This is a genomic window from Methylacidiphilum caldifontis, from assembly GCF_017310505.1.
Classification (GTDB): Bacteria; Verrucomicrobiota; Verrucomicrobiia; order Methylacidiphilales; family Methylacidiphilaceae; genus Methylacidiphilum; species Methylacidiphilum caldifontis.
In genome coordinates, this window is record NZ_CP065957.1 from 1,545,214 (window position 1) to 1,559,057 (window position 13,844).

The following is a 13,844-nucleotide window of genomic DNA, read 5'->3' on the forward strand; positions in this document are numbered from 1 at the left end:
TTAATCCTCTTCACCGACCTGTCGTTCTAAAAGATCCAATACCGATTCATGAATTTTTTTGTTCTCATAGAGTATTCTATAAATTTCATCAGCGATGGGTTTTTTCTGTTTTGAAAAAAGGAAGCTTCGTTGGACAGAAAGAGTTGTGGGTAAGCCTTCTATGACAGAAGATTCTAAGGCGGTTGCTTCATTCAGAGGAATACCGGAGGCAAGCCTTGTCCCCAACCTAAAATTCCTGCTTTTCATACTGCTTGCAGTAAGCAACAGGTCTCCTACCCCACTGAGGCCAAAAAAGGTTTCGGCTTTTCCGCCTGCAGCTATTCCCAGTCTTGTCATTTCAGACAATGAGCGAGTCAGAAGAGAAGCATGGGCATTTTCTCCAAGCTTTAATCCATAGCAAAGCCCCCCGGCAATAGCATAAATATTTTTTAGGGCTCCTCCTAGCTCTACACCGATGAGATCGGTTGATCGATAAACTCGAAATCGCTTAGAATGAAAAATATTTTGGAAAAATTTCCCTAGGTTTTCTTCTTCTGCTGCAACGACAGAGGCAGCAGGAAGACCTGCAGAGATTTCTTCAGAAAAATTTGGACCGGAGAGTGCCCCAACCTTTGCATTCTTCCAAATATCCTTGATTATTTCTGTGACCCTTTTGCCAGTACTGACCTCTAATCCCTTGCTCAAGCTTATTACTGGGCATTGAGGATGGGGAAAATGGGAAAGAGTTTCTCGGACATGTTGAACGGGTATAACCACACACAGGCAGTCTAGTTTCTCTTTCCAATCAGTGTCAGTATGGTGGAAACTGAGCGGTTTGAAATGGTTTTCTTCAAGAAGTTTTTTGATTGTTTTACCCCATCGACCTTGGCCAAGAATGCCGATTTTCATTTATTTTGTTTTGAAAATTTCAATTTTGGTTCTGTTCCATTTAAAATTCTTTTGATATTGGATCGATGCCTCCAGAGCGCCAAACAAGAGGCCGCAATAGAGAAAAAGAAAAAGAGCGGGCTGTTAGGATAAAGCAAAAAGCTAAAGAGAGGAAATAACAAGGCAACACAGATAGAGCTAATGGAAACGATGCGAGTTAAAAAAAATACCGATAACCACACAATGACAAGAAAAAAGAACACCTTAGGCATGAGAGCAGCGAGTACTCCTGCAGAAGTGGCAATACCTTTGCCTCCTTTTCCTTTAAGCCAAGGGGTATAATTATGGCCGAAAATGGCAAAAAGACCGCAAAGCAGAGCAAAAAGATCAACTGAGGTTGAATTAAGACTAAACCGAAGCCAAATGACAAGAAAAACAGGTAGGAAACCTTTTAAGAAATCCAGTACAAGGACAACGAGAGCCCATTTCCATCCTAGTATTCTTCCCACATTGGTAGCCCCAATGTTTTTACTGCCAAGCTGCCGGATGTCTACTCCCTTGGCTTGACCGATCAAAAATCCAAAGGGAATAGAACCCAACAAGAAAGAAAAAAGAATACCACCCAAGAGAAAAAAGGGCGAAATAAGAATAGCTTCCATAGCTTTATTGAAATTGGGAACCGATTGTTCAATTGAGTTAAATCATATAATCAACAGGGATTATTTTTTAAAAACTCTTAGCGGTTAAGTCTAATGCTTTCTGTCTTAAGGCATGGTCAGCCAGAACAAGCTTTGTCATGGCTTCGACTATAGGTACAGCTCGAGGAAGCACACAAGGATCATGTCTACCTCTAGCCCGTAAGATGACTTCTTCCCCTGTTACGGTCACTGTCTGTTGTTCACGAGCAAGCGTTGCCACAGGTTTAAAGGCTACACGAAAATAAAGATTTTCCCCGTTACTTATCCCTCCCTGGACACCCCCGCTCCAATTTGTTCTCGTTCTTACCTTGTTGCCTTCCATGTAAAAGGGATCGTTATGTTCTGATCCTTTCATTCGAGCTGCCCGAAACCCCGAGCCGATTTCAAATCCTTTAGAAGCGGGCAAACTCAACATCGCCTTTGCAAGATCAGCTTCGAGTTTATCAAAAACAGGCTCACCCAGCCCTGTTGGCATTCCTCTCACTACGCATTCAATCACCCCCCCTACACTATCTCCTTCTCTTTGTGCTGTTTCGATTTCTTTCAAAACCTGTTCAAGATTGCTTGCGTCGGGCCACCGTAGGATATTCGACTCGATACTCTCTTTACTGACCGTGTTAGGATCACACATGGCCTTTAGCCCGTGTACTTCAGAAACCCAACTGATTACTTCTAATGAAGGATAAATCGTATGAAGAACTTTGCCAGCAACCGCTCCTCCTGCAACTCTGCCAATAGTTTCCCTTGCTGAGGCTCTGCCCCCACCCTGCCAATTACGTATTCCATATTTGAGTTGATAAGTGAAATCAGCATGGGAGGGCCTGTAAATATATTCCATCTCTGCATAAGCTTCAGGACGTGCATCTTCATTTTTAACCCAAATCATTATGGGAGTTCCCAGAGTCATTCCATTAAATGTTCCAGAAAGGATGGCCGCTATGTCTTTTTCTTTCCTTTGTGTCGTGATTTTGCTTTGACCTGGTCGTCTGCGATCAAGCTCCTTTTGGATATCTTCTTCGGTCAAAGGAATTCTTGAAGGACAACCGTCAACAACTACTCCTACCCCTTTGCCATGGGATTCTCCCCAGGTCGTTATACGGAATAAATGTCCAAAAGTATTGGGCATATGATCTTCTGTTTGTTTAAAAAGAAATCTCTACGTTCTTTTTTCCCTAGATCTAAAAAAAGGATGTCACCGAGTCCATAAAAATAATTTAACTATTCTCTGAACAATAAGATAGGGATAGAGCTGTAATCAAAGAAAAAGATTATTCATTTGTAATATTTCATGGGTAAAGATCTTAACGAAATATACCTCTAGTTTATGAGCAGAAAGCCAAAGATGGATATGATGAAACTCCCTTTGCTTTAACCCATAAGCGGTGCAGAAACACGAAAAAGACGAGGATTTCTCTCTATACTTTTTCTTTTTCTTTGTTTAGAGAGGGTTATACTTAGAATGAAATAATTTCTCTGTATGCCAAGGCATATTGTACTGGTGGGAATGATGGGAGCGGGGAAAACAAGTGTGGGTTTATGGCTGGCTAAAGCCAAAGCGATCCCTCTCTATGATCTGGATCAGTTGATCGAGGAAAAAGAGGGCAAAACTATACCTCAAATTTTTGCAACTGAAGGGGTAGAATATTTTAGAGAGAAAGAGATGGAGCTAGTAAACCAGATTGTCTCCTTCCCTCCTGGAGTAGTAGCTACAGGTGGGGGAACCCTAATCAATCCGTTAAACTTTATGCTTTTAAAGCGTCATGGGCGACTGTTTTATCTTCAAGCCTCGTTGGATCTTTTGTGGGTTAGGTTAAAAGACAAAACAGATAGGCCTCTTCTTTTGGGTAAGGAACCCAAAATTACCCTCGAAAGATTGTTGAAAGAAAGGGAATCCCTCTATAAAGCTGCAGATATTGAAATTGCGGTTGAAGGTAAAACGGTTGAACAGCTTGGAGAACTTTTATGGAACTATTGGGAAAAAATGGAAAAGACAAATCTTTCCTAAAAAGTTTGCGTGTTGGATTTATTGGTCCTGGTAAAATGGCAAGGGCTCTTTTAAGCGGTCTTGCATTAAGGAATGAAAGAAAATGGCTTTGCAATACAATATGGGTTTCAGGTCGTTCCAAAGAGAGTCTTGAGTCCTTTGCAAGGTTTTTTGAGCAAGAAAAAGTCCAGCTCACTTTGGATAATGTGGAACTGGTCAAAAATACAGATCTGATTTTTTTATGCGTAAAGCCTTTTCAGGCAGAAACTGTCCTAAGACAGATAGAATCAGTGGGTCTTGACAAATGGATTATCTCTGTTGTAGCTGGACTGTCTATAAAAAAAATAAAACACATTTTGCCCCATTGCCTGATTGTTCGAACCATGCCCAACCTTGCCTGTCAAATTGGCAAGGGGATTGTTCCCTTTGCTATAGAAGAAGAGACTCAGAAAAACAAACAGTTGGTCAGTCTCATTCATTTAGCACTCTTACCTCTGGGCCAACCTATTGCTATCAGTGAGGAGCTGATGTCAGCGGTTACCGTGTTAACGGGCTGCGGCCCTGCTTACATCTGCATGCTCATGATCGGGCTCATCGAGAAAGCTAAAGCCTTTGGGTTTGCTGAAGTCGAGGCTGAACAGTTAATCGAAGATATGGTTCTTGGTACGATTTTATTGCTCAAAGAAACAAAAAAAACCCCTTATAAACTCCTTTCAGAAGTCAAAACACCTCATGGAATAACTGAAGCAGCTTACCAGCTAATGGTACGTAAAGGTTGGGAAGATATTTTGATAGAAGCGATAGAAACGGCCAACAAAAAAGCCGAAGAGCTGGAATCCCGTCTTTAAAAGCTAAAAGCTATGAGCCTGACCTTTTTTCCCATTAACAAACAAATGTATGATTATGCTGTTTGTCACCGCAGCCATCACTCCGATCCAGTAATGGTTGAATTGAGAAAAGAAACGCTTGCTTTAGGAGAGATTGCCGAAATGGCTATACCTCCGGAAGAAGAAAGTTTTCTATCGATTATTGTTGCAGCTTCTAGGGTAGAAAAAGCGATAGAAGTAGGCACTTTTACGGGCATAGGAGCCATGGCTATAGCTAGAGCCTTGCCGGTAACGGGCAAGCTTCTTTGTTGCGAAATCAATCCTCAATGGATCTCCATTGCTTCTAAATATTGGGCAAAAGCGGGTTTGGAAAGCAAAATTGAAGTCCGTATTGGTCCTGCATTAGAGACAATAAAATATCTGAAGGAAGATCGCTTTTTTGACTTTGCTTTTATTGATGCGGATAAACAGAATTATGAAAATTATTATGAGTTGTTATTACCTAGGATCAGACCAAATGGACTTATTGTTTTTGACAACATGCTGTGGAAGGGTAAGGTAGTCTGTCCTGATATCACTGATAAAGACTCTGTTGTTTTAAGTCGATTGAATGAGAAGTTAAAAGATGATCCAAGGGTTGAATCCGTACTTATCCCCATGGCCGATGGAGTCGTCATAGCAAGGAAGAAAGGATAAATGGTTATGATTTTCGATGTTAGCGATTTCCAGAAAGAAGTTATTGAAAGAAGTCAAATCAAGCCTGTTGTTGTCGATTTTTGGGCTGCTTGGTGTGGGCCTTGCCGTATGCTCTCGCCCATCCTTGAAGAGTTGGCTGAACAAGCAAAAGACAGGTGGGATTTAGCAAAATTGAATGTTGATGAATTGAATGAAGTGGCCATAGAATGTGGGGTGAGTGGGATTCCAGATGTAAGAATTTTTATTTCAGGCAAAGAAAAAGATCGTTTTATTGGCCTACAACCCAAAATAGCTATACAGAACTGGCTTGAAAAAAACCTTGGAGAAGGCACAAAAAAAGCAAAATGGCAAGATTCGATCGAACTGTTTCAACAGGGAAAGTTTCATGAATCTTATGTGGCTTTTGAAAAAGCCAAGGATAAACCTGAGGATGCTCAAGATAGCTTGACATGTGCTCGGTTAGTACTCTTGGCTAATCCTCAAAAGGCATTGGAAATGCTGGATTCTTCTGACCGATTGGAAGATCCTGAGCTTTTTGATGCGATATCGTTTTTAGCCCGTTTATTGCTTGGAAAAGAAATTGAAAATTGGGCGGATGAGAAGCAAAAAAAAGATTTTATGGAAGGGATAGAGGCTCTTAAGTCAATGGATGTAGAAAAAGCACTTTCTCAATGGATAAGTCTTCTTCATCAAAATAAAAATGTGGGCCAAGGGTTGGTTTTGAAAGCTGTTCGTAGTTTATTCTATTATCTTGGGCACAGACATCCTCTTTCTCTTAAATATAGTCGCCCTTTTTCTACGGCCATAAATATCTAGTCGTTGTTGGTTTAATCCACAGGTTCAACATGCACAACAACATCGGTTATTTTTACTGAGTCTGCAGAACATAGCTTCTCTTTAACCTTGTGTCCAATAGTATGTCCCTCCCTGACAGTGATGGAGCCTGAAACAACTACATGAATGTCCATCAGTAAACCTTGTCCACTTTTGCGAATACGACATTTTTCTATATTGATTACTCCTGGGACTTCTTTCGCAAGGTTCCTTATTTGGAGTTCAATGTTTTTAGGTGGAGCTGTGTCCATGATTTCTAAAAATGAGGGATGTAAAAGTTGAATGCTATTCCAAAGAATGATTGCTCCGGATACAAGGGCGGCTAAAGCATCTGCCAGTTTCCAGCCCGTAATCAAGGCAACGAGAATTCCCAAAAAGGCGGCTAGAGAAGAAAAAGCATCATAGCGATGATGCCAGGAATTGGTAAGTAATACAAGGCTGTCTGTTTTCTTTGCCAGTTTTCTAAATATTCTGAAAAAAAATTCCTTGCTGATAATAACCAACACCAAAATCGGTAGAGTATAGACCGATGGCAGTGCTGAAGGCTGCCAGAGGCTTTTAATCGCCTCATAGGATACAAAAAACGTCAAAAAAATCAAAAGAGTAGAAATAATCAAAGCCGAAATCGGATCAGCCTTCCCATGACCGAAAGGATGATTGAAATCAGGTGGCATTTGCGATATCTTGATCCCTAGCCATACAAGAATAGATGACCCTATGTCGGCAACAGATTCTATGCCGTCGGCTATTAAAGCTGAAGAATGGCCGATTAAACCTACAGAAATTTTAGTTGCAGCGAAAATAAAATTTAAGAGTAGGCTTAGAAGAATATAGCGAAAAATTCTTTGATCTAGGGAAGAGCTCATTGATGATCAAAAATGATTATCTGTTCATCCTATTTTAGCTTACTAATATTTTTCTCCTTTAAGAAAGAAGAGTAAATGTGATTTATTTTATTAAAAATTTATTTTTGATAGATAAAAGATTATGATAATAAAGCTCTTGTAACTTTTAACTTAAAAGGAGGTATTTTGTGAAAAAATTTCTTTTTGCGGTAATGCTCATGGCAATACAAGGATCCTGGTTATTTGCTGCCAAAGAGGTAACCGTAAAAGGTGAGCTTGTCGACCTCGTATGTTATATAGATCACGCTGCACAGGGCGAGAAACATATGAAATGTGGTCGAACCTGTATCGATGCTGGATTGCCTCCAGGTTTAAAAGGAGATGACGGCAAGCTCTATTTAATTGTTGGAGAACATAAGCCTATTAACAAAGAAGCAGTCAAGTATGCGGATAAAAAAGTGACTGTGAAAGGAAAACTTGTAAGTGCTGAAGGCTATCACTTAATTGAAGATGCCGAGATTATTCCATAATGCAGCTCCCATAGGCGAAGCTTCTTGAGGGAAACCCTTTTCTTTTTCAAATAAACAAAGCTTTGCTTCTTTGATTTGAGGCTTTGAGCGGCTATCCTTTTGTCCTATCATCTGAAACAGACAAGGATAAAAAATTGGCTATCCTTGTCAGTGGGCGTGAGTTTTTACAAGGAATACGATGGATAAGCAGTTTTCATTGGCAATTGAATAGGGTTGGCTTCAAAAGCCATAAATGGTTATACACCCATTACGTGAGCCAATGGGAATAAAGTAAATCTCGTCGAGGTGCACCGGAAGCTTGGAAAAGAATGTATCCTGTGCTTTATCAGGATAGGCACAGAGACATTTAGCCGGTCTTCCCAATGAGACTAAAGTTAAAAGCCAAAGGGAGAATTGATGTGAAGTAAAGCTTATGGATTTGAAAGTGAATAGGGACGGTCAGTTTTTGTCCCAACGGGGTAAAGGGCAATCTTTACCCTTGAAACCTATCCAGAGTGCTTTATTGAAGCGATCTGGGTCGAGATGATCTTCTCTAGAAAAATCTTCATCGGAAAGCAAAGCCTCCCAGAAGGAGGCATTATGGAGTAGTGGAGCTTGGCTAGCTTTTTTATTGGGAATGGGCAGATCAGTTTGACTAAGAACTTCAGGAACAGTGGCTGTATAAGTCCAGTTTTTCTGTTTTAGATCAAAAATGTTGGTCATGGGTTGGGAAAACTGATCAAAAACTGATAAGGAACCCAGGCCGAGTATCTTTTCTATCGTTTTAATAAGGCTAATGGTTGTATATCTTGTTGAAACAGTCGTTTTTTGTTTGACAAAGGGTCCAATGACAAGGGCGATGCTCCTATGGGCATCAACATGATCAACGCTGTTTTGCGCGTCATCTTCAACGACAAAAATCAAAGTGTTATCTTTATAAGGGCTATTAGCGACTTTTTGGACAAGCAGGCCTAGCGCATAGTCGTTATCCGCCATCTGTGTTTCGACGGTGTCAACTTTATCTATGCTTTGACCAAACAATCCAAAATGATCATGTGGAAGTCTAACTAGTTCCAAGGTGGGAAGATTTTTGTTTTTTACGAAATCATCAAACTCTCTTTCCCATTCTTTAAACCTCCAGAAATCGGGATATTTCATGTCAAATCCGCGATAATAGGGATCGCTTACTTTAGCCAATGAAGGTTTGGTTGGGAAGAATTGGACGACATTGTCTTTATAAGGCTGCCTCGAGAGAGGAACAAATGAGGGATAGTCTTTAGGAAGATGATATCTTGTTAAATCTCCAAAAAACCCGTAGTTCCTCACTGTAATTCCTTTTTTCAGTGCTTCATCCCAGAGGTATCCTAGGCCTATTTCTCCTTCAGGGCCATCGGGAGATGAAATATCGCTTTTACCAGGAAGAATGTCGGGATCAATGGGAAGGAAAGGATCGGATTTTTTTCTCGACTCTAAATTCTGCTCCCCCACATTGATGTTTCTATTCATTCCTTCCCAATCATAAGTTATTCCTCGACCACTGTAATGCAGAGGAACGGTTTTTTCGGTTATGTCCAGAGCTCTAGCTGCTGTACTCCATAGCCAACCATTTCCACTGACTTCTCCACTATCCAGAAAGTTATCGAGAAGCACAAACTGAGTAGCTAAGTTCCTATGGTTAGGAGCATAAGGAGCTAAAATAGCAAGATTGGGATCACCGTTGCCCGATTTTATGTCACCTAACAGCTGGTCATAACCTCTGTTTTCCTTGATAATGTAGATAACATGATGGATAAGACCATGCAGTTTATTGAAAAGACTGAGCGTTTCTTTGGAAAAGGAAAGCAGATTGTTGTTTTCGAGGGTCATGTGCGTTAGAGTGCTATAGGAGATGGGCTTTGGGCGGGGAAAACTTAAAAGGCTAGAGCTTATTTTTTGAAGGATAAATTGATTTTTTGATAGCCACTGTTTATAAAAATCGTTATTTAAGGCTGAAGGTTTCTCCCATTGATCGTTATTTGGACCAGCTATACTCTTGGTATTGCATACATAAAGCCATTTTCCGTCAGAACGAATCCCAACGGCAGAAGGATACCAACCTGTGGGTATAAGGCATAAAAGTTCAGTTTTGTATTGAGGGCTTTTTATTTTTGTTGCTCCTTGAGCATAAGGACTAAGTTTGATCACTGAAAGGCAGTTCATTCCTCCATTAGTCACATAAACGAGTTTGCCCGAAGGATCGAGAGCAAGATTGTTAGGAGAAGCTCCTTTAAGAAATTTAGCCGAAGAAATTCCCATAGGACTAATCGTTTCAACAGAATCGATTACATTATCTGAGAAAGTATCAATAACAGTCAGCCTATCTGAGTTGTCTTCTGTGACATAAGCCCGATTTAAAGAGCTGTTGACAATGATGCGGTTGGGTTGTCCTTGAAGATATAATCGTCGAATAAGTTTTAAAGTATTATTATCCCAACGAACCACATCTATTTCCCGGTCTCTAAGACTGCTCACATAAATTTTATTATTACCCGTCCAGGCAACATCTAAAGGATATTCTCCTCCGGCTGCTCCGGAATACCTGGGGTCAATTTTCCCAGGACGTAAATCGAGTTCCCCAATTTTTGTCCATTTTTCCAAATCAATTAAACTTATAGAATCATTGGTAAAATTTGCTACAGCAAGGAATTTTCCATCTGGACTAACCCTTATTCCTGAAACCACAGGTTTTACGTCAATACCGTTACCTTTGGAATGATTCAGCAATAGGGGAGGGCGGGAGGAAGACCAGTTTTGCTCAAAGCCTTTGAAGGCATAGACGGCATCATCCATCCCTCCTGAGACATAAAACTCTCTCCCATTGGGATTCCAATCAATGCCTATAAAAGAGTTAGGGATATCTATCACAGCCATTTTTCTAGGATATCCCCGAGAAATGTCGTAAATAAAAATGTGTTGTTTTGAAAGTTCGAAATTAGGTTTGCCATCTGGGCCAAAACGTTTGTTGTAGCCGCTCGTTAACAAAAGAAGGGTATCTTCGCTTGGGCTTATGGCAATTGACATTGCCCCAGATACAGGGATTTCACCCTTCTCTGACTCAATTGTCAAATCCTCGATGCTTGAATCGGGGATTGCAGAAAAATTAATCCGTACTCCAGTCGGAATATAACCTGGGTTTGTGATCCTTTGAGCTTGGAGGGCAAAAAGAGGAAAAAAAGGTAACCCCAGACTTAAAGTAAAGATCAAAATGAAAAGGAATTTGGACATTCCGGTGCTATACCCTAATCTTCTGTGACACGAATTAGAACATATTATCCATTTTCAATGGTTTTTTTATCAAGAAAATTTTTTTTGAAGTTTTTTTGCATTTTCTTTTCTCCATAGATCACTAATTTATTTTCTGTACTTAGCACTCATAGCTCAACGGCTAGAGCATCGGTCTTCGGAACCGAGGGTTGGGGGTTCGAATCCCTCTGGGTGCACATTATTTTGCTTCTCTACAGGGTTTTTTTCTATCTTCTTCTCTTGAAATTTGAGATTTTTTATCTGTTCCTTCTTGTCTGGCAAACCATAGCAAGGCTGATTATCCGACCGATTCCGCCTCCATTCCAATCTCAGATTTGATCAATTTCTAGAGATAAGTCTTTCCCATCACAGTGCATTTCCTCCCATAGTTCACCAGCAGATAGTCGGCCGTATTGTAGTTGGTCGAAAAAGATTTGCTGATATTCAGCAGCTAAGAAGATCTCGAAATCAAGGAGCACTACTTGTGGTTAGAAGCAATGATTGACAAGGCACTTTAATTCGACTGAAGTAGCATTTGTAAGCTTTCTTGCAAGTAAAATCAAACTAGAGCTTTTCAAAGAGGGATATCGAAAGGATGCCTATTTTTGCTTTTGAGAAAAGAAATCTCCTCCATTTCCACTATAAATCATATATTTGTTCCAAGATTATGAAACATTTTCATAATCCATCATTTTCTTTATTCGGGGAATATGTCGTCCTCCCTCAAAAGGGGTTTCAAGAAAAATTTTTACAATTTTGAGAGCCATTTCTTCGGGGATAAGTCTTTCTCCAATAGCAATTGCATTGGCATCATTGTGGAGTCTGCCTAATTTTGCAGACTCTTCATTAAAACAATAGGCACACCGAATCCCTTTAACCTTGTTTGCAACCATGGCTTCACCGTTTCCTGAACCCCCAAAAACTATCGCTCTGTCAGCTTTACCTTGAGCAACAAGCAACGCTGCAGGTCTTATGTAATCAGGATAATCAACAGGGGGCTCAGGAGCAAATGTCCCACAGTCTATCACTTCAAGACAAGATTCTTCTAAAAACTTTTTGACCTTTTCCTTGTAATGAAACCCAGCATGATCAGATCCTAGCGCAATTTTCATAATTCTATCATGGGAAAATTACTGCAATTAAGTCAAGTCATTCCCATACTGTATGGAATATACCTTGCGAGTCGACTCTTTCATAAGTATGCGAACCGAAATAATCTCGTTGCAATTGAATGAGGTTTGCGGGTAATCTCCCACAACGAAAGCCATCAAAGTAGCTAAGTGTGGAAAGAAAAGCATAAATGGGAAGTTCAGAGCTAAGGGATAAAGAACAGAATTTTCTAAGAGAAGAAACAAGGTTTTTTTCTTTGATTTCTTGAGAGATAGAAGGATCTAACAAGAGGTTAGAAAGATTTGGGTTTTTGCTGAAAGCCATCCGGCTTTTTTCTAGGAACTTTGATCGGATTATACAGCCCCCCCTCCAGATTTTGGCAACTTTTTCCAACTCTATTCCAAATTCGTAATTTTTTGATGCTTCTCTCAATAGGGAAAATCCCTGGGCGTAAGTACAGATAATTCCTAAAAAAAGAGCCTTTTTCAGCTCTTGGGCAATCGATTGATGGACGGTCGGTTCTAAAACGGGAGGAGAAGAATGGGTGTCAAATTGATTATTAAATTCTTTACGCTCTTCAACTCGAGAAGAAAGATTTCTCATTACAACCGCAGCATCAATAGTAGGGGTAGGAATTTGTAGTTTGAGAGCTTCTTCTGATGTCCATGCACCGGTGCCAAGCTGCCTAGCGACATCTAAGACTTTATTTAACAAAAGATCATCGGTCTTATCATCCTTTTTCCTTAAAATAGGGACTGTTATTTCAATCAGGTATCCACTCAGTTCCTCTTTAGACCACTGTTCAAATAAATCTGAAATTTGTTTTTCATTCCATTGTAGAACCTTGTGTGCAAAATCATAACATTCTGCTATGAGTTCCATGATCCCGTATTCTATGCCGTTATGAACCATTTTGACATAATGGCCTGCAGAACCTCTCCCCATATAATCGACACAAGGTTCTCCATCAGCTTTTGCCGATATGGCTTCAAGCATAGGTTTTAATATTTCATAAGCTTCTCTATCTCCTCCAACCATCAAGCTTGGCCCGTGTCTTGCTCCACTTTCCCCTCCTGAAGTCCCCATTCCAATAAAGAAGATTTTTTTATCCTTAAGTTGTTTTTGACGTCTCTCTGTATCTTGGTAGAAAGAGTTGCCGCCATCTATAAGAATGTCGCCCTCTTTAAGAAGAGGGAGAAGTTCTTGAATAACCTGATCAACGGGCTGTCCGGCAGGGACAAAAAACAAAATTTTTTTTGGGCTTTCAAGAGAGTGGACAAATTCTTCAAGCGAATCAAAAGATGAAGCCACTCCTTGAGATTCTTCTTTTAGTGCTCTTACTTTTGAATTATCCCTGTCGTATCCGGAAATCTTATAACCATGATCAATGAGATTTAACCCAAGATTTCTGCCCATTACACCCAAGCCGATTATTCCCAGAGGATTTTTTTCCATTCCTTTTCTCGCTTGTTTTGGATAAAAAGTTTTTTCTTATATCTATAAAAAGACTCATGAAGTTTAAGTTGCGTTTAAAAGCCAAAATAGACTGGTTCTTTGTTTTTATGATTTAAATGAACGACTGCCTCAGCTTTGAAACGCTCCATGAACTTCTTTTGGAATACAGCCAGTAGACAGTCAGTTGCAAGAAAAGTCAAGATTTGATGAGATTTTCGAGTTGCGCTATTTCATCTCTAATTGTAGCTGCTTCTTCATAATTTTCTTGAGCGACTGCCTTTTTCAAATCTTCTTGAAGGCGCTTGATTTTAGACTGGTAAAACTGAGCTTTTGCAAACTTCTTTGGAGTTTTCCCCTTATGCACTACTCCTTTGTGCATATCTTTGAGTATGGTTTCAATGATTTCAGAAAAAGTTTGATAGCAAGCTGGACAGCCCAGTCGACCTGTTTTCTTGAAATCTGTTTGAGTAAATCCACATTGAGGACAACTCAGCTCTCCTTCGTGAGCGAGAGGTTTAGATGAATCTTCTCCTAGTAGCATATCCGTAAGGGAGAAGGCCATTGAATCGGATATGCCTTTTTCCTTGGCGCATTTTTCACAAAGATCGATCTTCTGCATTTTTTCGCCCACAATTTGGGTCAGATGAACAGTAGCTACTTCATTACAAAAAGCGCATTTCATAATAGTAGATAATATCTTAAAAATTGTTTATAAAAAAGAGACAAAAATTCAAATC

The 13,844-nt window shown here is 40.0% G+C and carries 13 protein-coding genes and 1 tRNA gene; 6 read left to right on the forward strand and 8 right to left on the reverse strand.

Annotated elements, in window-relative coordinates; translation table 11 throughout:
* The 3 genes from IT6_RS07175 to aroC form a co-directional block, all read right to left on the reverse strand.
* Positions 1-888 carry an NAD(P)H-dependent glycerol-3-phosphate dehydrogenase gene (locus IT6_RS07175; protein WP_206825785.1) on the reverse strand — a complete coding sequence of 296 codons (888 nt, stop codon included), beginning with the start codon at positions 886-888 and terminating at the stop codon, positions 1-3.
* Positions 885-1,526: a glycerol-3-phosphate 1-O-acyltransferase PlsY gene (gene plsY, locus IT6_RS07180; protein ID WP_206825787.1), complete on the reverse strand. Its 642-nt coding sequence runs from the start codon at positions 1,524-1,526 to the stop codon at positions 885-887. The genes IT6_RS07175 and plsY overlap by 4 nt, the downstream gene beginning before the upstream one ends.
* Before the next feature lie 67 nt (positions 1,527-1,593).
* Positions 1,594-2,691, reverse strand: a complete 1,098-nt coding sequence (gene aroC / locus IT6_RS07185; protein ID WP_206825794.1) for a chorismate synthase — start codon at positions 2,689-2,691, stop codon at positions 1,594-1,596.
* A 351-nt stretch (positions 2,692-3,042) separates the two neighbouring features.
* On the opposite strand from aroC, the gene IT6_RS07190 reads away from it, so the two are divergent.
* The 4 genes from IT6_RS07190 to trxA are packed head-to-tail and all read left to right on the forward strand — an operon-like array spanning position 3,043 to position 5,888.
* The gene (locus IT6_RS07190) at positions 3,043-3,570 is read left to right on the forward strand and encodes a shikimate kinase (RefSeq protein WP_206825795.1); all 528 of its coding nucleotides are present in this window, start codon (positions 3,043-3,045) and stop codon (positions 3,568-3,570) included.
* Positions 3,528-4,397, forward strand: a complete 870-nt coding sequence (locus IT6_RS07195) for a pyrroline-5-carboxylate reductase family protein (RefSeq protein WP_134440268.1) — start codon at positions 3,528-3,530, stop codon at positions 4,395-4,397. The genes IT6_RS07190 and IT6_RS07195 overlap by 43 nt, the downstream gene beginning before the upstream one ends.
* 12 nt (positions 4,398-4,409) lie before the next feature.
* A complete protein-coding gene (locus IT6_RS07200) occupies positions 4,410-5,072 on the forward strand; it encodes an O-methyltransferase (protein WP_134440269.1) in 663 nt (220 codons plus the stop codon).
* A gap of 6 nt (positions 5,073-5,078) precedes the next feature.
* Positions 5,079-5,888 carry a thioredoxin gene (gene trxA, locus IT6_RS07205; protein ID WP_134440270.1) on the forward strand — a complete coding sequence of 270 codons (810 nt, stop codon included), beginning with the start codon at positions 5,079-5,081 and terminating at the stop codon, positions 5,886-5,888.
* A gap of 11 nt (positions 5,889-5,899) precedes the next feature.
* On the opposite strand, the gene IT6_RS07210 is transcribed toward trxA, so the two are convergent.
* Positions 5,900-6,772, reverse strand: a complete 873-nt coding sequence (locus tag IT6_RS07210; protein ID WP_134440271.1) for a cation diffusion facilitator family transporter — start codon at positions 6,770-6,772, stop codon at positions 5,900-5,902.
* Between the two features lie 167 nt (positions 6,773-6,939).
* On the opposite strand from IT6_RS07210, the gene IT6_RS07215 reads away from it, so the two are divergent.
* Positions 6,940-7,281, forward strand: coding sequence for a hypothetical protein (locus IT6_RS07215; protein WP_134440272.1), 342 nt, complete (start codon positions 6,940-6,942; stop codon positions 7,279-7,281).
* Positions 7,282-7,719: 438 nt separating this feature from the next.
* Here IT6_RS07215 and IT6_RS07220 read toward each other — a convergent pair whose 3' ends face one another.
* Positions 7,720-10,524 (reverse strand): hypothetical protein, encoded by a 2,805-nt coding sequence (locus IT6_RS07220; protein ID WP_206825797.1) that lies wholly within the window; start codon positions 10,522-10,524, stop codon positions 7,720-7,722.
* A 142-nt stretch (positions 10,525-10,666) separates the two neighbouring features.
* On the opposite strand from IT6_RS07220, the gene IT6_RS07225 reads away from it, so the two are divergent.
* Positions 10,667-10,739, forward strand: a tRNA-Arg gene (locus IT6_RS07225).
* 468 nt (positions 10,740-11,207) lie between these two features.
* Here IT6_RS07225 and rpiB read toward each other — a convergent pair.
* From rpiB to IT6_RS07240, 3 genes are all read right to left on the reverse strand, one after another.
* Positions 11,208-11,654, reverse strand: a complete 447-nt coding sequence (rpiB, locus tag IT6_RS07230; protein ID WP_134440274.1) for a ribose 5-phosphate isomerase B — start codon at positions 11,652-11,654, stop codon at positions 11,208-11,210.
* A 37-nt stretch (positions 11,655-11,691) separates the two neighbouring features.
* Entirely contained in the window at positions 11,692-13,107 is a 1,416-nt protein-coding gene (gndA, locus tag IT6_RS07235; protein WP_206825799.1) for an NADP-dependent phosphogluconate dehydrogenase, read from the reverse strand.
* A 196-nt stretch (positions 13,108-13,303) separates the two neighbouring features.
* Complete coding sequence (locus IT6_RS07240; RefSeq protein ID WP_134440276.1) at positions 13,304-13,789, reverse strand: UvrB/UvrC motif-containing protein; 486 nt, start codon at positions 13,787-13,789, stop codon at positions 13,304-13,306.
* Positions 13,790-13,844 lie beyond the last annotated feature (55 nt).